The organism is Pseudomonas sp. S06B 330 (assembly GCF_002845275.2).
In the GTDB taxonomy this organism is placed as follows: domain Bacteria; phylum Pseudomonadota; class Gammaproteobacteria; order Pseudomonadales; family Pseudomonadaceae; genus Aquipseudomonas.
The window spans coordinates 2599464-2621705 of the sequence record NZ_CP088149.1; the positions used below are offsets into that span (position 1 = coordinate 2599464).

At 59.7% G+C, this 22242-nt stretch carries 14 protein-coding genes and 2 pseudogenes; 7 read left to right on the forward strand and 9 right to left on the reverse strand.

The window, feature by feature from the left end:
- Positions 1-60: 60 nt before the first annotated feature.
- From CX511_RS11675 to yiaY, 3 genes are all read left to right on the forward strand, one after another.
- On the forward strand, positions 61-489 hold the full coding sequence (locus CX511_RS11675) for a PACE efflux transporter (protein WP_045179802.1): 429 nt from the start codon (positions 61-63) through the stop codon (positions 487-489).
- 178 nt (positions 490-667) lie between these two features.
- On the forward strand, positions 668-2230 hold the full coding sequence (gene ilvA, locus CX511_RS11680; RefSeq protein WP_082071274.1) for a threonine ammonia-lyase, biosynthetic: 1563 nt from the start codon (positions 668-670) through the stop codon (positions 2228-2230).
- 82 nt (positions 2231-2312) lie between these two features.
- Positions 2313-3461, forward strand: coding sequence for an L-threonine dehydrogenase (gene yiaY / locus CX511_RS11685; protein ID WP_045179804.1), 1149 nt, complete (start codon positions 2313-2315; stop codon positions 3459-3461).
- Positions 3462-3534: 73 nt separating this feature from the next.
- Here the strand turns inward: yiaY and CX511_RS11690 are convergent, their stop codons facing one another.
- Both CX511_RS11690 and CX511_RS11695 read right to left on the reverse strand, forming a co-directional pair.
- Positions 3535-4887, reverse strand: a complete 1353-nt coding sequence (locus CX511_RS11690; protein WP_045179806.1) for a GntP family permease — start codon at positions 4885-4887, stop codon at positions 3535-3537.
- Between the two features lie 97 nt (positions 4888-4984).
- Positions 4985-5524: a gluconokinase gene (locus tag CX511_RS11695; RefSeq protein WP_045179808.1), complete on the reverse strand. Its 540-nt coding sequence runs from the start codon at positions 5522-5524 to the stop codon at positions 4985-4987.
- Between the two features lie 209 nt (positions 5525-5733).
- Between CX511_RS11695 and gntR the strand changes: the two genes are divergently transcribed.
- The 3 genes and pseudogenes from gntR to CX511_RS25675 form a co-directional block, all read left to right on the forward strand.
- Positions 5734-6753 (forward strand): HTH-type transcriptional regulator GntR, encoded by a 1020-nt coding sequence (gene gntR / locus CX511_RS11700; RefSeq protein ID WP_045179810.1) that lies wholly within the window; start codon positions 5734-5736, stop codon positions 6751-6753.
- A 207-nt stretch (positions 6754-6960) separates the two neighbouring features.
- Positions 6961-7638 (forward strand): annotated as a pseudogene (locus CX511_RS25670) (PAS domain-containing protein); the annotation flags it as partial.
- 108 nt (positions 7639-7746) lie between these two features.
- Positions 7747-8175: pseudogene (locus CX511_RS25675) on the forward strand (methyl-accepting chemotaxis protein); the annotation flags it as partial.
- A gap of 41 nt (positions 8176-8216) precedes the next feature.
- Here CX511_RS25675 and CX511_RS11710 read toward each other — a convergent pair.
- From CX511_RS11710 to CX511_RS11740, 7 genes are all read right to left on the reverse strand, one after another.
- Positions 8217-11504 carry a transporter substrate-binding domain-containing protein gene (locus tag CX511_RS11710; protein ID WP_101293327.1) on the reverse strand — a complete coding sequence of 1096 codons (3288 nt, stop codon included), beginning with the start codon at positions 11502-11504 and terminating at the stop codon, positions 8217-8219.
- Between the two features lie 7 nt (positions 11505-11511).
- A complete protein-coding gene (locus tag CX511_RS11715; RefSeq protein ID WP_045179816.1) occupies positions 11512-12126 on the reverse strand; it encodes a response regulator transcription factor in 615 nt (204 codons plus the stop codon).
- A 232-nt stretch (positions 12127-12358) separates the two neighbouring features.
- On the reverse strand, positions 12359-14605 hold the full coding sequence (locus tag CX511_RS11720; RefSeq protein WP_045179819.1) for a FepA family TonB-dependent siderophore receptor: 2247 nt from the start codon (positions 14603-14605) through the stop codon (positions 12359-12361).
- A 197-nt stretch (positions 14606-14802) separates the two neighbouring features.
- Positions 14803-16248 carry a curlin gene (locus tag CX511_RS11725; RefSeq protein ID WP_045179820.1) on the reverse strand — a complete coding sequence of 482 codons (1446 nt, stop codon included), beginning with the start codon at positions 16246-16248 and terminating at the stop codon, positions 14803-14805.
- A 17-nt stretch (positions 16249-16265) separates the two neighbouring features.
- Positions 16266-16739 carry a curlin gene (locus CX511_RS11730; RefSeq protein ID WP_045179822.1) on the reverse strand — a complete coding sequence of 158 codons (474 nt, stop codon included), beginning with the start codon at positions 16737-16739 and terminating at the stop codon, positions 16266-16268.
- Between the two features lie 18 nt (positions 16740-16757).
- Entirely contained in the window at positions 16758-18989 is a 2232-nt protein-coding gene (locus CX511_RS11735; RefSeq protein ID WP_101293326.1) for an Ig-like domain-containing protein, read from the reverse strand.
- A 35-nt stretch (positions 18990-19024) separates the two neighbouring features.
- Positions 19025-20371 carry a hypothetical protein gene (locus tag CX511_RS11740; RefSeq protein WP_045179826.1) on the reverse strand — a complete coding sequence of 449 codons (1347 nt, stop codon included), beginning with the start codon at positions 20369-20371 and terminating at the stop codon, positions 19025-19027.
- 237 nt (positions 20372-20608) lie between these two features.
- Between CX511_RS11740 and CX511_RS11745 the strand changes: the two genes are divergently transcribed.
- Positions 20609-22078, forward strand: coding sequence for a sensor histidine kinase (locus CX511_RS11745; RefSeq protein ID WP_101293325.1), 1470 nt, complete (start codon positions 20609-20611; stop codon positions 22076-22078).
- Positions 22079-22242 lie beyond the last annotated feature (164 nt).

Sequence of the window (22242 nt, forward strand, 5' to 3'; positions counted from 1 at the left end):
AATTGAAGCGCTCTCTCAATGACGCTAGGGTGAGGGCTCATTCTACAACCGGAGCCGGTCATGCAAGGCAAGGCGCGCAAAGTGGTCCAGGCCATTCTCTATGAAATTATTGCGGTGCTCTGTGTCGCACCGGCGCTGTCGTGGGCCTTCGACGCTGGCATGGCTCACTCCACCGTTCTGTCGTTGATCCTCTCGGCGGTGGCGCTGTCCTGGAACATGTTTTACAACTGGGCCTTCGAGTCCTGGGAAGCACGTCAGCAACAACGTCGGCGAACCCTGTGGCGGCGATTTCTGCATGCCTTGGGCTTTGAAGGCGGGCTGGTGGTGATTCTTTTGCCCGTGGTGGCCGTGTGGATGCAGGTCAGCCTGTGGGCAGCGTTGTTGACTAACCTGGCGTTGTTCCTGTTCTTCTTTGTCTATGCCTTTGTTTTCCAGTGGGCCTTCGATCGGGTATTCGATGTGCCTGAGTCAGCACGCGAGCCTGCTTGACTTCGCCTATACGCCTGCGCTAGTTTCGCTGGCATGAACACATTCCTGCAGTTGTCTCAGCCAAGCATTATTACCGCCATTATCGTTTTGGCGGGCTAGCTGACACTTGCACCGAACCCGCCCTGGAGGCGGGTTCTTTCTCTCTCTCCTGGGCACTTTAAAAAACCAGGAGTCACTGATGACCAGCCTTGCCGTTAGCCCTCGCACACCGTCCGCGTCGCTGAATCTGCTGTCCGATTACGTGCGGCGCATTCTTGCTGCTCCGGTGTACGACTTGGCCATCGAGACGCCCCTGCAACGAGCCCCAGCGTTGTCCGCAACGTTGGGCAATCAGGTGCTGCTCAAGCGTGAAGACCTGCAACCGACGTTCTCGTTCAAGATTCGCGGCGCGTATAACCGGCTCAGCCGCCTGAGCCCGGCGCAGCGCGCGCGTGGGGTGATCACCGCATCGGCCGGCAACCATGCCCAAGGCGTGGCACTGGCCGCTCGGGAGCTGGGCATGCGCGCAACGATCGTCATGCCGACCACAACCCCAGAATTGAAAGTGAACGGGGTGCGTTCGCGCGGTGGTGAAGTGGTGCTGCACGGTGACAGTTTTCCGCATGCCTTAGCCCATGCGCTGAAATTGGCCGACAGCGAAGGCGCAACCTTTGTCCCGCCCTTTGACGACCCGGATGTGATCGCCGGTCAAGGCACCGTGGCCATGGAAATCCTGCGCCAACAACCCGGTGCACTGGACGCGATCTTCGTTCCGGTTGGCGGCGGTGGCTTGATCGCGGGCATCGCGGCCTACGTCAAGTACCTGCGCCCGGAGGTGAAAGTGATTGGTGTCGAACCCCAGGATTCCAATTGCCTGCAGGTCGCGATGCAGGCCGCAGAGCGGGTGGTCCTGCCACAGGTCGGCAGCTTTGCCGAGGGCGTGGCGGTGGCGCAAATCGGCGCCCATTGCTTCGAGGTGTGCCGACACTTTGTCGACGAGGTCATCACGGTCAGCAATGACGAGCTGTGCGCGGCAATCAAGGATATTTACGACGATACTCGCTCGATCACTGAGCCGTCCGGGGCCTTGGCGGTAGCTGGGATCAAGAAGTACGTTGCCCGTGAGAACGCCCGTGGCCAGACCCTGGTGGCGATCGACTCGGGGGCCAACGTCAACTTCGATCGCCTGCGCCATGTCGCCGAACGTGCCGAGTTGGGTGAGCAGCGCGAAGCGATCATCGCTGTGACCATCCCCGAGCAACCCGGCAGTTTCCGTGCTTTTTGCCAGGCCCTGGGCAAGCGCCAGATCACCGAGTTCAATTACCGCTATTACCCTGACAAGGAAGCCCGTCTGTTCGTTGGCGTGCAGACCCACCCGCAACACGACCCGCGCGACCAATTGTTGGCCAGCCTGCGTGCACAGGGCTACAACGTGCTCGACCTGACCGACAATGAACTGGCCAAGTTGCACGTGCGTCACACGGTGGGTGGGCATGCCGGGCCGGGTGCCGATGAGCGCGTACTGCGCTTCGAGTTTCCTGAGCGACCGGGCGCCTTGCTGGGGTTCCTTGAGCGTCTGGGCAAGCGCTGGAACATTAGTTTGTTCCACTACCGCAACCATGGCGCAGCTGAAGCGCGGGTGTTCGCTGCGCTGGAGGTACCGCCTGAGGAACAAGACGGTTTACCTGCTGCGCTCGATGCCATGGGGTACCGCTACTGGGATGAAACCGATAATCCAGCCTATCGGCTGTTCCTTGGCTGAGTAAGCATTGCCCCAGATCAACACGCGGCAGGGCCTATAGGCGGATCCTCAAGGCAATGGAATATTGCATGAGGATTTCGCCATGAGCAGCACGTTCTTCATCCCTGCCGTCAACATCATGGGCATTGATTGCCTTGACGAGGCGATGGCCGCCATTGCCGGCTATGGATTGCGCAAGGCACTGATCGTTACTGACACCGGACTAGTCAAGGCCGGTGTCGCCGAGCGTATTGCCGAACAGCTGGCCATGCGCGACATTGATTCGTCGATATTTGACGGGGCTAAAGCCAACCCCAGTATCGCCAACGTTGAACAAGGCCTGGCGCAGTTGCAGCGCGAGCGCTGCGATTGCGTGATTTCCCTGGGCGGTGGCTCGCCGCATGATTGCGCCAAGGGCATTGCCCTGTGCGCCACCAATGGCGGCAAAATCAGTGATTATGAAGGCGTTGACCGTTCGGCCAAGCCGCAACTGCCGTTGATTGCCATCAACACCACCGCTGGCACTGCCAGTGAAATGACCCGTTTCTGCATCATCACCGACGAGGCGCGCCATGTGAAAATGGCCATTGTCGACCGCAACGTCACGCCGCTGCTGTCGGTCAACGACCCGGCGTTGATGGCCGGGATGCCTAAAGGGTTGACCGCCGCCACCGGCATGGATGCCCTGACCCACGCCATTGAAGCCTACGTGTCGACGGCTGCCACACCGATCACCGATGCCTGCGCCATCAAGGCGATGGAGCTGATCAGCGAAAACCTGCGTCAGGCGGTGGCCCAAGGCAGTGATTTGCAGGCACGAGAGAACATGGCCTACGCACAGTTCCTTGCGGGTATGGCGTTCAACAACGCTTCGCTGGGGTATGTGCATGCCATGGCTCACCAGTTAGGCGGTTTTTACGACTTGCCGCATGGTGTGTGTAACGCGGTACTGCTGCCGCATGTGCAGCGCTTCAATGCCAAAGTCAGTGCGGCACGCCTGCGTGATGTGGCCAGGGCCATGGGCGTGGATGTGTCGGGCATGACGGCGCAGCAGGGCAGCGATGCGGCGATTGCAGCGATTGAGACGCTGTCGCGGGACATTGATATTCCGGCAGGGTTGGCTGAACTGGGGGCAAAAGCGGTGGATGTGCCGGTGCTGGCCAGCAATGCGCTTAAGGACGCGTGTGGTTTGACCAATCCGCGGCCAGCCAATCAGGAAGAGATTGAGGCGATTTTCAAGGCTGCTTTCTGACTGAATGAGCGTCGACAAGGCCGGCCCCCACAAGGTTGAGTGTGGGAGTCGAGCCTGGCGGTGACGCTTTTCTTCAGACTACCAACGACAGCAGCATGATAAAGATGATGCCGACCACCGAAAGAATGGTTTCCATCATGCTCCAGGTCTTGAAGGTCTCGGCCACGGTCATATTGAAGTACTGTTTTACCAGCCAGAAACCGGCATCGTTGACGTGAGACAGGATCAACGAGCCTGCACCTGTAGCCAATACCAGCAACTCACGGTTGACCCCCGGCATCATGCCGATCACCGGTGCCACAATCCCGGCCCCGGTAATCGTCGCCACCGTCGCTGAGCCTGTGGCAATACGAATTACCGCCGCTACCAGCCAAGCCAGCATGATCGGCGAGATTTGCGCTTGTACCGCCATTTGACCGATGACGTTGCCGACGCCAGTATCCACCAGCATCTGCTTGAAACCACCACCGGCACCGACGATCAAAATGATAGCGGCGGTGGGTGCCAGGCTCTGGTCGAGCAGTTTCATGATCTGCTGACGGGAGAAACCGCGTGCGGCACCGAAGGTATAGAACGCCAGTAACAGGGCGGCGAGCAGGGCGGTAATCGGGTGGCCGATCAGGTCCATCCATTGACGCACGATATGTTCAGCTGGCAGCACCACATCGGCGAAGGTTTTCAGCAGCATCAGAAACACCGGCAGCAGCACGGTGATCAGCGTCACGCTGAAGCTTGGCAGGTTCTTCTGTTCGGATTCACGGGCGATCTGGTCCATCAACTCTTGCGACGGCGAGCCTGGAATGTAGCGGGAGATGAAGTTGCCATACAGTGGGCCGGCAATGATCGCTGTGGGCAGGGCGACGATCAGGCCATAGAAGATGGTCTTGCCGATGTCGGCATTGAAGATACCAATGGCCAGCAGCGGTCCGGGATGCGGCGGCACCAGACCATGGACCACCGAAAGCCCGGCCAGCAGCGGAATACCGATTTTGATCAGTGATACCCCGGACCGCCGGGCGACAATGAATACCAGCGGGATCAGCAGGACGAAGCCGATCTCGAAGAACAGCGGAATCCCCACCAGAAAAGCGGCGAACATCATCGCCCAGTGCACTTTTTCTTTGCCAAAGGCGCGGATCAAGGTCTGGGCGATCTGGTCGGCACCGCCGGAGTCGGCCATCAGCTTGCCGAGCATGGTGCCCAGGGCCAGGACAATACCAACAAAGCCCAGCACGCCACCAAAGCCGTCCTGGAAAGATTTCATTACTTTGGCCACCGGCATGCCCGAGGTCAGGCCGAGAAAGCCGGCGGCCAGGGTCAACGCGACGAAGGGATGGACTTTAAAGTGGGTGATCAGTAGCACCAGACCGATGATGGTGACTACGGCATCAAGCAGCAGGTAGGTATCAGTTGCCAAACCGAACATGGTTCAGTGCCTCATATTGTCTTTGTTGTGGGCGGAGCTGTGACTGCATTTACGGGTAAAGACAGCGCTATCTTTGGTGAGCCGGAAAACCGCCAGGTCAGGCCGTTCGCGCCAGCACCGGTTCACCGCAGGGCTTTAGCCACAGGTCCACCTGCACGGCGAGGGTATCCACGGGCAGCGTGGCATCCAGGGGCAGGGTCAGGGCTTCGCCATTGGGGCGTTCGAGGGCGGCGAACTGACTGGCGATCAGGCTGGCGGGCATGAAGTGCCCAGGGCGGGCAAGCACCCGGCGGCTGGCTTCTTCAGGGGTCAGGTCGAGAAAGACGAAACCCAGGTCCGGCACGGCATGACGCAAGGCGTCGCGGTAGCGCTTTTTCAACGCCGAACAGGTGAGGATGGGGCGCTCACCGTGCTTAAGGGTGGCCTGCAACTCTTCACCCAGACGGATCAGCCAACCGGCGCGGTCGTCATCGTCCAGGGGAATGCCGGCGCTCATTTTTTGAATATTGGCAGCGGGGTGGAAGTCATCGCCTTCGATCAGGCGGCCGCCGCTCAAACCTGCAATGGCAGCACCGACATAGCTTTTGCCGCAGCCAGCTACGCCCATTACCACGATTGCCGATAGGGGTGGGTTCATATCGGTACCTCCTGCAAGGCAAGATAGCGCTATCTTGAGCCAAGTCAATGTTAGGCTCGCGCGCTTCCTACCCCAATGTTATTGATCTTGTATTCAGCAGTGTGGATGCTCATTTCAGGTCACCTGCAGTTTTGCATTGCCTGTGTTCTGAGACAGCGCTACCTTAGTGCCCGTTCCCTATTCTTTGCAAGTCGAAAATAAATTCCCCCATGACCCGCATCGGCTCTCGTACTACTGGTCGTCCCACTCTGGCTGAAGTTGCCAGGCTTTCCGGGGTTTCCCCAATTACTGCGTCGCGGGCCTTGCGCGGGGTCAGCACGGTTGCCCCGGAACTGGTCGAGAAGGTCAAGCTGGCCGCCACTACGCTCGGTTATGTTGCCAACCCGGCCGCTCGGGCGCTGGCATCGGCGCAGAGCGAGTCGATCGTGGTGCTGATTCCGTCGCTGTCCAACCAGTTGTTCATCGAGACCTTGGAAGCTGTCCATGAAGTGATGCGGCCGCGCGGTCTTGAAGTACTGATTGGTAACTATCACTACGATATCGCCGAAGAAGAGAACCTGATTCGCAATTATTTGGCCTATCAGCCTCGCGGCATATTGCTGACCGGTTTTGACCGCAGCGAGGCAGCCAAGCAGATGCTCAGCGCCAGTGGTGTGCCGTGCGTGCATATGATGGAGTTGGGTAACCCGGAGCAGGGCATGTCGGTGGGCTTTTCCCAGCAGCAGGCCGGTGCGGCGGCGGCACGCCATCTGCTTGATCGCGGTTGCCAGCGCCTGGCCTTTATCGCCGCGCAACTTGACCCGCGGGTGATGCAGCGGGCTGATGGCTTTCGTCAGGCACTGGTCGAAGCAGGCCGTTTTGCCCCTGAATTGCAAGTGTTGTCACCACAACCGTCGTCCATCGGTTTGGGCGGAGAGTTGTTCGCGCAGTTGCTGGCTCAGCATGGGGATGTCGATGGCATCTTCTTCTGTAACGACGACTTGGCTCAGGGCGCTGTTCTCGAAGCGCTGCGATTAGGGATCCAGGTACCGCAGCAGGTCGCTATCGTCGGTTTCAACGATCTACCGGCGTCGGCGCACATGGTCCCGCGCCTGACCTCGATACGCACGCCACGGGCCGCCATTGGTCGTTGCGCCGCGCAGGCATTGCTCGGCCTTCTCGATGGCAAGCGCAGCACCCCGCACAACCAGGACCTGGGCTTTGAGCTGGTGGTGCGCGAAAGCAGTTGAACAGTGGCCTCCCACTCGCGTTGGGTGGAGTGATGTCAGTGTGCTTGCACGGCGCCATTGTTTATCTATGCTCAGCAAATCCTGAGCATGGAGGGTGGTTCGATGTTTGATTTTCATCGTAAGTCCGATCTGGCCGAAATCGAGCAGTGCACCCGAGTTTTAGCCGGGATCAATGCCAAACTGGCCGCCATCAGCCGATCCATGGCGATGATCGAGTTCAGCCCGGACGGGATCATTCTTGAAGCCAACGACAACTTCTGCAAGGCCATGGGCTACAGCCTTGAGCAGATTCGCGGCAAGCACCACCGGATTTTCTGTGAACAAGGGTACGCCAACAGCGACGATTATCGGCGCTTGTGGCGAGATCTGGCCCGCGGTGAGCCACAGAGTGGTACGTTTGCCCGAATTGATAACCAAGGTCGTGAGCTCTGGCTGGAAGCCAGCTACATGCCGGTGTTCGGGCCCCAGCAGCAAGTCACCAGCGTGATCAAAGTGGCGTCTGACATCACCCGGCGGGTCAAGGACGAACATGAGAGCGAAAGCCTGATCAATGCCATCAGCCGCTCCATGGCGATGATCGAGTTCACCCCTGAGGGCAAGGTGATCAAGGCCAACCAGAACTTTCTCGACACCATGCGCTACCGTCATGAAGAGATTGTCGGCCAGCACCACAGCCTGTTCTGCCATAGGAGCGAAAGCGAATCAGCGGCCTACAAGGCGTTTTGGGCCTCGCTCAATCGCGGCGAGTACCATTGCCATCGCTTCGAGCGGGTCAACAAACTGGGGCAGATGGTTTACCTCGAGGCGTCCTACAACCCAATATTCGACACCCGCGGGCGCCTGTACAAGGTGGTCAAGTTCGCCAGTGACATCACCTCTCAGGTCAGCACTCAGCAAACGGCCGCTGAGGCGGCTCATGCCACTTCGGTGCAGAATGATGCCTGCGCACGTAAAGGCTCTCAGGTGGTGCAACAGACGGTGCAGGTGATCGAGGAAATTTCCCTGAACCTCAATGCTGCCGCGCGCAGTATCGACGCAGTGAGTAAACAGTCGGAACTGATCGGACAGATTGTGCAGACGATTCGTGGAATTGCCGACCAGACCAACCTGCTGGCGCTGAACGCCGCCATTGAAGCGGCGCGTGCCGGTGAACACGGACGCGGTTTTGCCGTGGTGGCCGATGAGGTACGGAACCTGGCCGCGCGTACCAGCAAGGCAACCCTGGAAATCGTCGAGGTGGTGCGCCAGAACCACGACCTGTCGTTGACGGCAGTGGCCAGCATGCAGTCAAGCCTGAGCCGCACCGGCATTGGTGTGGAACTGGCCAACGAAGCGGGGGAGGTGATCCTGGAAATTCAGCAGGGCTCCCAGCATGTGGTCGATGCCATCAGCCAGATCAACTCGACCTTGCAATTGCATTGAATGCATCGACTTCTCACGTAGCCGCAGCCTGGCGGCAGCGGCTACAGCAAGTGCTGTTGGGTTAACTGTGTTTTGAGGGTCAGCAAGCTCTGTTCCAGAGTGTCTAACAATGCCTTGAGCTGATCGTTCGAGGCATCGCCTAGGCAGGCTTGCTCGAGGGCTTGGCAATGACCTACCACTGCGCGCGCCTTGAGCATCTTGGCCCCGCCCTTGATACGGTGGGCCAGGGCGCGCACGCTAGTGCGCGAAGGGTGCGGACCGAGGTCACGCAGGGCCTTGAGGTCTTCTGCGTTGCTGCGCGCCAGTTCGGTGAGTAAACGGCGGACCAGGTCGGGGTCGCCCAAGGTTAAATACCTGAGGTTGTCGATGTCGAAGCCACTGGCGTGGCTCTGGTCCATGGCTGCCTGCAATTCAGGGGGCGGGGTGCCCTTGGCCTGCAAATGATGACGCAATTCAGCAAGGCCAATGGGCTTGAACAGGCACTCGTTCATGCCACTGGCCAGGCAACGCTCGCGCTCCTGAGCCTGGGCATTGGCGGTCAGCCCGAGAATCAGGCAGGCCGGTCGCTGCAGCTGACGCTCCTGGGCACGGATCTGACGCGCCAACTGATGGCCGTCCATACCGGGCATATGGCAATCGGTGATGACCGCGTCAAAATGGCTTTCCTGCCACACGGCAAGGGCCTGTTGCCCATCGCTGGCCTGGCTGACCCGATGGCCAAGCATCGTCAATTGGCGTTCGAGCAGCATCAGGTTAGCGGGGTAGTCATCCACCACCAGAATGGACTGCGTTGGCATGCGGCTGCCTGGCGGCTCTGGCGTGATGTCGAGCTCGGTTGAGGGTTCGGCCATGGGTAAGGTCAGCGCGATATGGGCCTGTGTACCTTGATTTGGAGCGCTCTGCAGGTGCAACTGCCCCCCCATGAGTTCACACAGGGTTCGGCTGATTACCAGACCCAGGCCAGTGCCCTGGCGGGGAGCGTGGGGGCCGACCTGGGCAAAGGGTTGGAACAGACGTTGCTGGTCTTCGACGCTGATGCCGACGCCGCTGTCTTCGACGCTGAGTAAAATCTGCAGTTGGCTTGGCTGACTGTCGTCGACGCGCAGGCTGACGTTGACACGGCCTTGCTCGGTGAATTTGATCGCATTGCTCAACAGATTCGAGAGAATCTGTTTCAGACGCAGTGCATCGACCACCACCCAACGTTCAGTGGCGGGTAGCGCCACGTCCAGCCTCAGCCCCTTGAGCCGGGCACTGCCTTCAAACACGCGCACGATGGCAGTGATCAGGGCATTAAGGTTCGTCGGTTGTGGCGCAAGGGTCATGTGCCCGGATTCGATGCGGGCGATGTCCAGAATGTCGCCGATCAGCTCCAGCAGGCCATTGGCCGATTCAAACGCTACCTGCAGGGAGGTGCGGTCAACACGGCCTTGCTGGGCATCGTCAATGGCTAGTTCGAGCAAGCCGATGACGGCGTTCATGGGGGTACGGATTTCGTGGCTCATGGTTGCCAGAAAGGTGCTTTTTGCACGACTGGCGTCTTCGGCCTGGTCTTTGGCCAGACGCAGCTCTTCAAGCAAGCGCTTGCTAAAATTCAGTTCTGTTTGTAGGGCCTGCTCGGCTTCACTGCGTTGGCGAATCAGCTCACGCAGGTAGCGGTTCCAGATAATCACGGCGACGATCAACGCCCCAGCACCAAGCAGAATTTGCATGATCAGCCCGCGGTAGTTGTACCAGAGACTGTCACTGATCAAGGCGTTGGTTCGCCAGCGGCCCGTCACTTCGGTCATATCATCGGGCGGGATACTGAGTAAGGCTTTGTCCAGGATTGATTGCAGCAACGTGGCGTTGCGGGCTACGGCGAAGGAGGCAATACCGGGTTGGTCGCCATAGATCGAGGCGATCTGCAATTTGTCCTTGAACAGGTGGCTGATAAAATAGGCGGCATTGATCTGCGAGCTCAACGCGGCATCAACCTTGCCTTGCGCTACATACTCCATCAGCGACAGAGGATCATCGACTTCTACCAGCGTAGTGTCGGGGTAGCGCAAACGCAGGTCGGCCTCAGATGGAAAAAAATCACGGATCAAGGCCAGGCGCTTGCCCTTGAGTTGCTCGGTACTGCGCAGGGTGTGGTTATCGGTACGAGTCACCAATACTCGCGGGGTGATCAGGTAGGGGCGACTGAAGTGCAAGGTTGGTTCGCGCCTAGGGGTAGGCGGTAGCACCGCGGCGATATCGACGTTGCCATGCTCAAGTTGCTCGATTATTTGCGCCACCGAATCGACGACATGAATGTCGAACTTCAGGCCGGTACGCAAACTGATCTGATCAAGAATATCGGCCGTGATGCCACGAAACTGATGGTCTTCATCAAAGAAGGTCAGCGGTGCGAAGTATTTGTTTATTGCCACACGCAGCCGTGGGTGTTGTTCGATCCAGGCCTGCTCAGCAGCGCTCAGATTGACACTGTTGCGATTGAGCAGCACGCGGGTGCTGCCGCTGGTCCAGCGACGTAGAATATTCAGGCGGTCATTGTCACCGATGCGATCCAGCGCCTGATCGACCAGGCGCAGCAGGGTTGGGTTGTTGCGTGACACAGCAAAGGCGAAGGCGCCGCGTAGATTCTTGATGAAGTGATCGACCTGCACACTGCCCAGGTAGATGCGTGTGATCAGGTAGTCGCTGCTGACGGCATCGCCGAGAAAGGCATCAGCCTGGCCCAGCGCCACCGCCGAGAGACCGGCCAAATTGGAGCTGTACAATTGCAGCTTTGCCTGTGGGTAGAGGGTCGTTACCAAGGTCTGCGGCAGATAATGGTCGACCATGGCCAAACGCAGCCCTTCGAGCCTTTCGCTATGCCCCAGGGATGTTCCTGAAGCGATCGCAATGACCGGTTGATCGTCGGTGTAAGGGTGGCTGAGCACCAGTTGCGCGTCAGCGGCTTCGAAGGCATTGGAACTGCCTAGCAAATCGATCTTGCCGGCATGCAATGCAGCAATGGCTTGAGCCCGGTCAGTAAAACGGCGGACCTTGACCGGGATGCCCAACAGCTCACTGATCAGCCCGGCATAGTCGGCGGTCAGGCCCTCGTAGTCACTATTACTGACGTTGATATCAAACGGTGGATAGTCCGGCGCGGTCGTGCCGAGTAGCAAGTGATGCTTGTTCTTGAGCCACAGCTTGTCCTCGGCCGGTAGCGCCAGCGCTGTACTGCTACTGATGGAGCGGGCCAGGAGCTGGCGAGGTTCGCCCACGTCTATCGCCCCGACGTGAAACGTCTGAAGGCTCAGCAGGCAACCAAGCAATATACACTTGAGCAGCTTCATGACCGGATCAGATCGAATGACGACGGCACAAATCGAGCAGTGCCGCAAACGAACCGAGCTCCAGCTTCTCCAGAATCCGGGTCTTATAGGTACTGACTGTTTTGGGGCTCAAGTGCAGGTGTTCGGCAATGTCGTTGTTCGATTGCCCCTCTGCCAGCAGCCGCAGCACCGCCAGCTCCTGATCGGAGAGTTTATCCAGTCGCTGTTGCTCGCTGAGCAGTGGCCCATGCTGTGTCGTTAGCTCAGGAAAAATCGAATAGCCCTTTATCATGGCTTTCAGCGCGGAGACCAAGGTTCTCAGGTCTTCGTCTTTTCGCACAAACGCCGAGGCGCCGCCATCCAGGCAACGACGGGCAAACAGTTCGGGAGGTTGGCCGGTGAGCACCAGAATGCGTGGTGGCACAGGTTCGAGCCCTTGCAGGCGTCTCAACACACTCAGGCCATCAATGCCTGGCAGGCCGATGTCGAGAATCACCACGTCCGGGCGCAGCTCCCGAGCCAGTTGCCAGGCGATCTCTCCGTCGTGCGCTTCCCCGACAACGGTGAAGTCTGCGCGCTCAAGCAACAGGCGCACGGCAAAGCGCACGGTGGAATGGTCGTCAACGATCAACACAGTGGTCAATGTTCTGCTCCTTGTCGAGTATGTAAGCAAATTCCCGAATCATTCAGGAGGGCGACTCTGGCTAAGGCCGGAAGGTCGCCAACGATACGTCGAATCAGGGAACGATAGTACGAGGAGGAGAAGCGTGTTGAGTTTATCGGCTACGTTTGAGGGAAATTCCTACGGCTGATCGGTTTTTGTCTTGCTGAGATTGGGCGGATCGCCTTAATAGAGCGCGACCCGCTGTAGGTTTTTAGAACGAAGTAGTGAAGGAAGCGTAGTAGGCGCGTCCGGCTTCGTTGTAGGTTAACGCCCCGGCTTCGTCAGAGTTGCCTTCACGGTAAAGGCGCTTATCGAACAGGTTATTGACCCCGACGCGTACACTCAGGTGCTTGTTGAATTCATACCCGCTGCTGATGCCCATCAGCCCGTAGGGGTCTACGTCCTTGCGTACGTTGGGGGCCAGCGCTTCGTTGGCGCGGGCGTTGTAGCTGGGGGACTCCTGCTTGCCGTAGTAGGTGCCGTTGAGCTGGAACGACAGTTTTTCGGTAGCGTTCCAATCCAGGGTGGAGTTGACCGTGTACTCGGGAATGATGCTAAGCGGCTCGCCGGTTTGCTTGTCCTCTGACTCGATCATGTAAGTGAAGTTGGTATTCCAGTCCAGGCGTGGTGTGAGGGCGATGAACAGGTTGCCCTCGACGCCTTGTACCACCGCCTTTCCGGTGTTCTCCCAGCGCAGGATGCGCCGACCATTGGGGAGGCGGAAAACCGTCTGGTTACCCGCCTCGATCTTGTTTTTGTAGTCGTTGCGAAAATAGGTGGCACTGGTGCGCCAGGTGCCCTTGTCATACGCCAGGCCCAGTTCCTTGTTGATGCTGGTTTCCGGGTCCAGATCGGCGTTGCCTAACAGGTAGCAGCCGCCGTTGTTGACCTCGCTGGAATTGCAACCACCGCCGCGGCTGTAGAGCAGGTAATTGGGGTTGGCCTGATACAGGTTTGGCGTCTTGTAGGCGCGGGCGATACCGCCTTTGACGCTGAGCGCCTCGGTGATCTGGTGCGAAGCGTTAAGACTCGGGCTCCAATTGCTGCCGAAATCCTGGTGATCATCGAAACGCAGGCCTGGGGTGATGATGGTGTTGGGGCCGACCTCGATGTTGTCTTCGGCATACAGCGCATAACTGTGGGCAGTGCTTTTTGTCTGAGTACGGTCGAAGCCTGGCAGTTCGGCGCCCGGGTCGTAGCTTTGTGGGCGCAGAGAGCCCGGATCGTTGAGCGATTCATAAAGGTATTCAGTGCCCAGGGTCAGCACCTGTTCGAGACCGATGCTGAGCGGCAAGTTGACTTCGCCGGTGGCGCGGGTATTGCGCAGGCGTGACTCGAAGCGCCCGGCCCCGTCGGAAGGCGCGCCTTCACCCCAGCCTGCCAGCCCTTCATTGAGACGGTTATTGCGGGTCAAATCATAGGACAGCGAGGCCATGCTGCTGCCCCAGCTATAGTCGCCGCGGTGGGTGGCGGCGAAGCTGGAGCGCTGCATGACGTTGGTTTCCTTGCCCACCTGACTTTCGACAAACTCGCCGCCGGCATTGAGCATGGTGTCGCCAGCAAAGATATTGCCCTGGCGGCTGTAGCTGGACTCCAGGTCCAGGGTGTTGGCCGGGTTGATCTTCCAGCTCAGTAAACCGCTGATGTCTTTGTTGCGCACGCCCTCACGGCCGGCCATCAACGATTCTTCATAGGCTTGATGGCCGCTGTTGATTTTCATGTCATCGGCATCGGTCTTGTTCAGGCTGCCATAGACGCGAAAAATCAGATCGTCGGTGATTGGGCCACTGAGGCTGAAATTGGCGCGCTTGCCCATGCCTTCGGCATCGTCTTCGGGGAACACGCTGTACAGGGTCATGGAGCCTTTGAGTTGCTGGGTGGGGCGTTTGGTGATGATGTTCACCACTCCGCCCATGGCACCGGAGCCGTATCGCGCAGCAGCGGGGCCGCGAAGGATTTCGATGCGTTCGACTTCTTCGGCCGGTACCCAGTTGGTTTCGCCGCGGGTGTCACGGTCACCACTCCAGCCATAGCGCACGGCGTTGCGTGAGGTGGTGGGTTTACCGTCGATGAGGACCAGGGTGTTTTCCGGGCCCATGCCGCGCAGGTCGATCTGGCGGTTGTTGCCGCGAGCACCGCTGCTGCTGTTGCCGGTGAGGTTGACGCCGGGTTCTCGGCGGATGATGTCGGACAGGTCGTTGACGGGGGGGCGTCTTTTGATGTCTTCGGCGGTGATGATGGAGACGCCGGGGGCTTGTTTGAGTTCTTCCTCGGCGGTGCCCAGTACTCGGGTGTCTTCCAGTTCGATCGCCTGGCGAGTGCCATCGACAGGCAGGTCGGTGGGCTGGATCTGGATTTCATCGGGTTGCAGTTGCAGGGGAGCAGCGGTGAGGCTGGCGGAGCCCAGTGTTGCCAGCAAGGCAATACTCAGGGGGCTGAGGTTGAAGCACGACGCCATGTCAAATTTCTCCTGGGACTAGGGGTGGGCAAGGGGCTACATCGGCAGGTCTTGCTCACGGCGTCGAGAATGATAAGGATTAGCATTTGCATGTAAAGGGGGTAGGGGAGAAATAAAATATTAGGCAGGGAAAAAAGACCGCAACTACCCCCATCGGTAGTCACGGCCAAAACGGAGAGAGAAACGCCAAGCACAAATTACTGCTGCAACACCGTAGCCTGGTTACCTGCCCCAAACTGTTGAACCGTTGCGGTCATGCTTGCGCCGCTCTGATCAACCATTGCCTGGTTATAGGAACCCCCTTGGGTCACGTAGGCCACATTGACCCCGTCGGTCTGCTTGATCGTGGCGCTGTTATTGTCGCCATACAGCTGCCAGGTAGAGCTCTGGTTGCCACTGCCGGATTGCTCCAGCTTGATGCTGTTGGTCTCACCGGTACTGGTACCGGTGGCGTAGTTGTTGGTCCCACGCTGATCCGCGATCAACAGGTTGTCACTGCCGTTCTGTTCGAAGTACAGCTCGTTGTTGCTGTCGACTTGAGCCATTTCAGCGGTGTTGCCGTCACCGTTCTGATTCAGCCGCGTCAGTTGAGCCACACCGTCCTGGGTGAAGTTGGCGCTGTTGTTACTGCCGTTCTGATTGATCTCGGCGCGTTGGCTGTTGCCGAACTGGCCACCGGTCTTGTCGCCCTTCCAATTACTGGCCAGGACCTTGTTACCGATACCGTTGGAATTGACCTCCAGCACATGATTCTCGCCACTCTGGTAGGTAAAGCTGACGTTACCGGAGCCTGACTGCGTCAACGTCGAAAGCGAACCCACTGACTCGTATTGATCGGCATAGGCCGCGTTGAGGTCGCCAGCCTGGTAGAGGATGGCCAGGTTGCTCTCGCCAAAGCTCTGGTCGATGACACCCTCGTTGGTCGAACCAAATTGGGTCACTGTCGCTTGGCTGCCCGCCTGGGTGTCCTGCCAGACCTCGGTAGAGTTACCGGTGCCGCTCTGGGTAATGGTGACGACGCCACCTTGGCCCTCGCGCTGGTCGCCATAGGCCCAGTTGCTTTCACCGGTCTGATAGATGCCGATCTGGCCGTCGTTGTGACTGATGTGTTCGGCGGCGCTGTAGTTGTCGGTACCGGTCTGGATGCTCAGGGCATTGTTGGCCGCGCCGCTGTTGAGCTGCTCAACGTAAGCGCGGTTTTCGTTGCCATATTGCAGGGTGGTGCCCTGGCTGCCGGTCTGGCTGTCCTGATAAACGAACGAGAAGTTCCCCGAGCCTTCCTGGGTTTGCTGGGACTGGTTCTCGGTGCCCAGCGACTGGCTGGCGTGGGTGTTGTTCAGGGCACCGGCGGTTTGCTGGTTTATCTTGCTGCCCATTTCGAACAATTGCTCGGCGTAACCGGCGTTGTAGTCACCCACCGCATCCTGTTGGATCTGGCTGTTGCCACCTTGCTGGAAGGCAGCGTGGTTGTTGCCCGTGCCGGTCTGGTTCTGGTTGGTGGTGCTGAAGGCAGCAGCGGTTTGCTTGACCTCGGCGATGTTCTCGGTACCGGACTGGTTCTGGGTTGACTGGCTGTCATCGGCCATCACCTGACCGGCAAGGGCCAGCACAATGGCGGCGCTTATGGGAGCGAGCTTGAACATGGTGGTGCCTCCAGGTTTTAACGGTATTGGTTGACCTGCACACGCTGACCGTTACCGGCCTGGACCACGGAACTTTGCAGTCCCGAGCCGGCCTGGACGATGCTGGCGCTGTTGCTGTTGCCGTATTGCTCGATGTTCGCGCGGTTATTGCTGCCGCTCTGAGCGATCGAGGCGCTGTTGCCATAGCCTTGTTGGTGGATGGTGGCCATCAGGTCATTGCCTTGCTGCAGGATGTACGCCTCCTGCGCGCCGCCCGCTTGAACGATGCGGCCCAACAGGGCCTGACCGTCCTGGCCGATGGCGGCGCGGTTGGCTTGGCCGTTCTGTTCGACCTGCGCCTGTTGCCCGGCGCTGACTGGCAGCGGTTGCATCGACAGCGGTTCGCCCAAGTCCCGATCGGGGCCCAGATCGGCGTTATCCATCAGGTCGTCGGCCAGGGCGGCCTGACCGATCAAGGTCAGGCAAAGCAGCAAGGTGGTCAGGCGCGCCATGGTCATCTCTCCCGGGTTCTACTGCACGGTCACTGGCACGGTACGGACGGTGCCCTGGCTACTGCGGATGGTCGCCGACGGTGCTGCTGTCGGGATTACCGTGGTGCTGTTGCTCACCGTCAGCCGCCAGCGTCCGGTCAGCGGTACAGCGGTGCTGCCCAGGGTGACCAGCCCGCTCGGGGTGGTGACCTGCACGGTGATGGTGTTGCCGGTGGTCACCGACGAGGTGCCGGAGAGGTCCCAGTTGTAGCGGTTGTTGGAGCGCGCGGTGACCGTTGCGGCAGTGACGGTAAAGGTTTCTGCCGCCGGCCGTGGCGAGACCTGCACGGTGACCGTGGCCGGTGCTGACAAGGCGCCGAGGCTGTCGCGGGCGATGTAGGTGAAGGTGGTGGTGAAGGCCGCTGTAATGGTGGCCGGTGGGGTGTAGGTGACTTGATTGCCGTCGGTGCTCACTGTGCCACGGCCGTCGACGGGCTGGGTCACACTGGCGACTGCCAGAGGAACGTTGCCTTCCGGATCGGAGTCGTTGAGCAGGACGTTGATCGGCAGGGCGACACCCAGGGTTGTCGCAGTGTCGTTGACGGCCGTCGGTACCTGGTTCGGGGCGACGTTGATGGTCACTGTGGTCACCGCCGACTTCAGTCCTTTGTTGTCCTGAGCACGGTAGGTGAAGGTGGCGGCCATGGGGGCATTGACCACCGCAGGTGGGGTGTAGATCACCGCAGTGCTACCACTGAGGGCGACCGTGCCTTGGTCTGGGGCGGGTTGGGTGAGGTCAACGATGCTCAGCGGCACGTTGTTGTCCGGGTCACTGTCGTTAGCCAGCAGGTTCAGGCTCACGGGAACACCAAAGCTGGTGCTACCCAGGTCCGATTGGGTCAGTGGCACTTGGTTTTCGGCTTCGACCGGCGCATTGCCGACCACCACAACGGCTTCGGTATCACTGCCTCCGGCGGCGGACTTGATGGTGACCGTAGCCGGAGGCTGGGCCACATCATTGACCGTCAGGCTTTGCAGGGTGCCGGCCTTGGACAGGCGGCCATAGCCCTGGGCGACCAGGTCGGGCACCTGTACCTCATCACTGGAGCTGGCTTCGATCCGCAGGCGTTTGTTGACCCAGTCATAGCGCGCGGTGGTGACCTTGACCACATCGCTGAGTTTGCGTGACAGCGCGGTGGGGCGGGTGGCACCGGTCGGATCGGTCGCCGTTACGACGATGATCGGCGGTGGCGCGGCATTGCTCAGGTGTTCGGCGAAGAACAGCCCGTTGTTGTCGGCCAGCAAACTGAACTGGCAGGGTGAAGGTGGGGTGCCGGGCACCAGCGCCAGGGTTTCACGAAAGCACAAGGTGGCGCTGTTCGGGGCCTTGGCGAACACCTCGACGCGAGTGCCTGCAGCAGTACGACGGTAGCTGGCACGCTCAAGCTCTGCGGCGATTTGCTCGCGTGGATCGAGGACTTTGCCCGAAACAGTAAAGCGGTTGGTCTCAATGGTTCCGGCCGGGCCTTGGATACGGATGAAGTTGGTATTGAATGGGCTGCCAACGACTTGTTCGGTCAGGTTCGGGTCGCCGATATAGGTTTCGCTGGCACCGGTATCCGGGTTGATCTCGGTGTAGGGGCCACCGACACCGCGCAGGAAGGGGCCAATCGCGCCGTTGAGGACGCCGCTGAAATTGCCGGGTGCGCCGATGCCGATGTCGCGAGTGATGTTGATCGCCCGCCGCCCTGGCGTGGTGACGTTGACCGTCTCGACGCCATATGGGTGGGTGATGACGTAGGTGCCGGCTTGCGGCACCGAGACGCGGATACGGATGCGGGCAAAGCTCTGTTGGTCGCCATCAACCGGGTTTTCACTGGCAAACGCCGCTTCGATACCAGCGACATACACGTCCAGTTCATAGCCGCTGTTGCCCACGGCCGGTATTGAGGTTTCTGCCAGGTACCAGAACATTTCTGGAGGCCAGTTGTCAGGGAACACCAAGGGCAGGGCGTCATCGTAAATGCCAGGCTCGGGCAGCAAGGTGCACATGTAGGCCGGTGGCACTGAAACCGGTACCCGTGAGCTTGCCGCTCTTGATTGGCACAGCTCCATCGACAGGTCGTTGTGGTCCTGGTACCACATCGGGTAACGCCCGGTGGCCAGGGTGTAGGGGCCCGGATCGACCGCTTTGAGGCCGGCCCAGGCAGTGCCGGTCAGCGTCAGGGAAAGCCCAGCTGCGCAGAGCGCCAGGCGTGGCCAATTGTTCATGCTGCCTCCTGCTACGGGACGTGGCGAGATGATATTCATGGCACGAGCACCACTTCTTCGCTGTCGCTACCGCCGTTGGCACTGGTCACCGTGACCGTGGCTGGCGGGATAGGCGAAAGCCCGGTGGTGAGCGTCTTGACCGCGCCGTTGCCGCTGAGGGTGCCGATCGGGGCGCCATTGCCGGTGTGGGCGGTGAGTACCGGCGGGCTGGTTTCGTCACTGGTCGAGGCAACCAGGGTCAGTTGCCCGCCGGCCAGGCTGAACTCGGCACGCTGGATCACGACCAGGTCAGTCAGTGGCAGGGTGACGGTGGTTGGCGTGCTGCTGGGGATGGCCAGGCTATTGTCAGCGCTCACCTGCAGGTTCAGCGGCAGCGCCGGGTTGAGTGCCGACTGCGCGTACCAGGCACCGGTGCTGTTGGCTTCGGTGAGGCTGAGGTTTGGCGTCTGGCTGATCAAGGTGGCGCTGCCGGGTGGCGGTGGGGCCTGGACGAAGACATCCTGCTGGGCGCGCAGGTCGCCATTTTCGCTGTGGCGTGAGTAGGTACTGCGCTGAGCGATCACAGGGGTCGGCCGTACCACTTCGGAGAGTTTGCCGGACACCGAGAACAGTGTGGTGCGCAGGTCGAGGCCATTGGGGCCTTCGATGCGCACGAAGTTGGTGTTGAACGGGCTGCCAGTGACGGCTTCATTGAGGTTCGGGTCGCCGATGTAGCGTTCGCTAGCGCCGGTTTGAGGGTTGGTCTCGGTGTAGGGGCCACCGACGCCGCGCAGGAACGGGCCGACATCACCTTTAAGCGCGCCGGTGTAGGTTTTCTGTCCGCCGATGCCGATGTCGCGGGTCATGTTGATCGCCCGCCGTCCGGCCACCGGTACATCGAACACTTCCACGCCATAGGGGTGGGTGACGATGTAGGTGCCGGCCGTTGGCACATCGACACGGATACGCACCCGGGCGAAACTGACTTGGTCGCCTTCGACCACCTCTTCGGCGGCAAAGGCCGCCTCGATGGCGGTGCCGTAGCTCAGGTCGATACCGCGGGCGGCGTCGACAATTGCAGCATCGGCCGTGAACCAGAAGGTTTCGTCGGGGTAGTTGGTGGGAAAGCTGACCGGCTTGGTGTCATCGAACACGCCAGGTGCCGGCAACAGCGTACACATGTACGAGGGGGCTCCCGGCGCACCCGCCACCCGTGAACTGACCGCTTTCGAAAGGCACAGGTCAAGGACCCGACCATGAGTATCCTGATACCAGGCGGCGAACCCGCCGGTTTCCGGTGTGTAGGGGCCAGGATCTACATCGTAAAGCGCGGCCTGGGCCGTTGCCTGGGTCAAGCTGGCCAGGACCAGCAAAGCCAGTGGGTGTGGCGTTGGACGGTGCATGAGTCTTCCCTCTTGCAATCGGGCCCATGGGCTTGGGTCGTCTGCACAAGGTTTGGCAACTTCCATACCAATTTGGCAAAAGCCTTGTAGGGCAAGGTTTGCAGGGGGATTTCGGTGCATAACGAGGCAAGCCCTGGCGGGGCCGATGACCCAGGGTTGGGGGCAATTGGGGCAAGCCTGCGGGGCAATCGAAGGTAACTGGGCTATAACCTAAGAAGCCATCTTCGGGAGTTTGCCATGGGCCTGCAGTCACGCCTGGATTTGCCCGTTAGTGAAGAATCCGAACGCGGTGAAACGCCGGCCAAGCGGCCGTTCAACCTGCTGCGCTGGTACGCCTTTGTCAGCCTGGCAATCATCCTTTCGGTAGCTGTCGGACTCGGACTGATTTCCAGCCGTTTCGTGATCAATGAAAGTGTCGAGCGTGACGCGCTGCTCACCGCGCAGTTCATCCAGTCGATTGCCCTGGCGGAAGTGCGGCATGTGTCGATTCCCAATGTCCGTACCATGGGGGAGTTACTTGATCCGCGCCTGGATCAGAGCTACCCCGAGATCAATCCGCAGGCGCGACGCGATGCCCGTGGCGAGTTCCTCGATCATATCGCCCATTTGCCAGACATGCTGTTGGCCAATATCTATGCCCCGGACCGTATGGTGATCTGGTCGAGCAACCCGGCGCTGGTTGGGCGCATGATTGAGTCTGATGATGACCTTGACCGCGCCTTCGATAACAAGGTGCGAGTCTCGGCCAGTTACCACAATGTCGATCAGGCGCGCAGTGAACAGAAGTTCATCAGCCCACCTGAGCATTTGTTTATCGAGAACTACATTCCGTTGTTCGATGCCGAGGGGGTCAACGTCACGGCGATGGTTGAGATCTACAAGGAACCGCGTGACCTGATTGTGCGCATCGAACAAGGCTTGTTGATGATCTGGATGGCCGTGGCCTTGGGCGCGACCCTGGTATATGGCGGGCTGTACTGGTTGATGTACCGCGCCAACCGCCACCTGCAGCAGCAGCAGAAACGGCTGATCAGTAACGAAACCTTTGTCGCCTTGGGGGAGATGTCTTCGGCAGTGGCGCACAGTTTGCGAAACCCCCTGGCCAGCATTCGCTCCAGTGCCGAGCTGGCTCAGGAGATCGAGGAGGGGCCGGCGCAGAAGAACATCGGCGACATTATCAGCCAGGTCGATCGTATGTCGCACTGGGTGCGGGAGCTATTGCAATCATTGCGTCCGCTCAATGATGAGGTCCAAGCGGTGGAGCTGGAGCGGGTGTTACAGGACAGCCTGCAGGCCTTCACCCTGCAGCTCAAACGCCAGGGCATCGAGGTTCAACTCGATGCCCTGAGCAATGTTCGGGTGCTCAGCCAACCGAGCTTGCTCGGGCAAATTTTCCACAGCCTGATTGCCAATGCCGTAGAAGCCATGAGTGAAGGCGGGACCTTGCGCATTGAACAGGTTCAGCACAACCGTAAAACCCTGACCTTGCGCCTGTGTGACAGTGGCAAAGGCATGACCGAGGAGCAACAGCGCATGGCCTTTCGGCCGTTCTACACCACCAAGCAGGGTGGTCTGGGGGTAGGGCTTGTGCTGGTCAAACGCATTATGGAGCGTTTCGGCGGCAGCGTGCGCATGAGCAGTCGCGAAGGCCGGGGCACCTGCGTGCGGTTGAGTTTCCGTGTGGCCCGCGGGGCATCGCAGGGCTGAACCTTTCCCCGATATGGGAGCCCAAAAATGGGGAAGGTTTCCCCCGGGCAATTGCAAGAAGACATTACCGGTTCACCCAGACTGGGTGAAAAGATCATGACCAAGCGCGTGCAATACCTGCTCCACCACGCTTTCATCCCCACATGCTCGACCCGCGCGGCTCG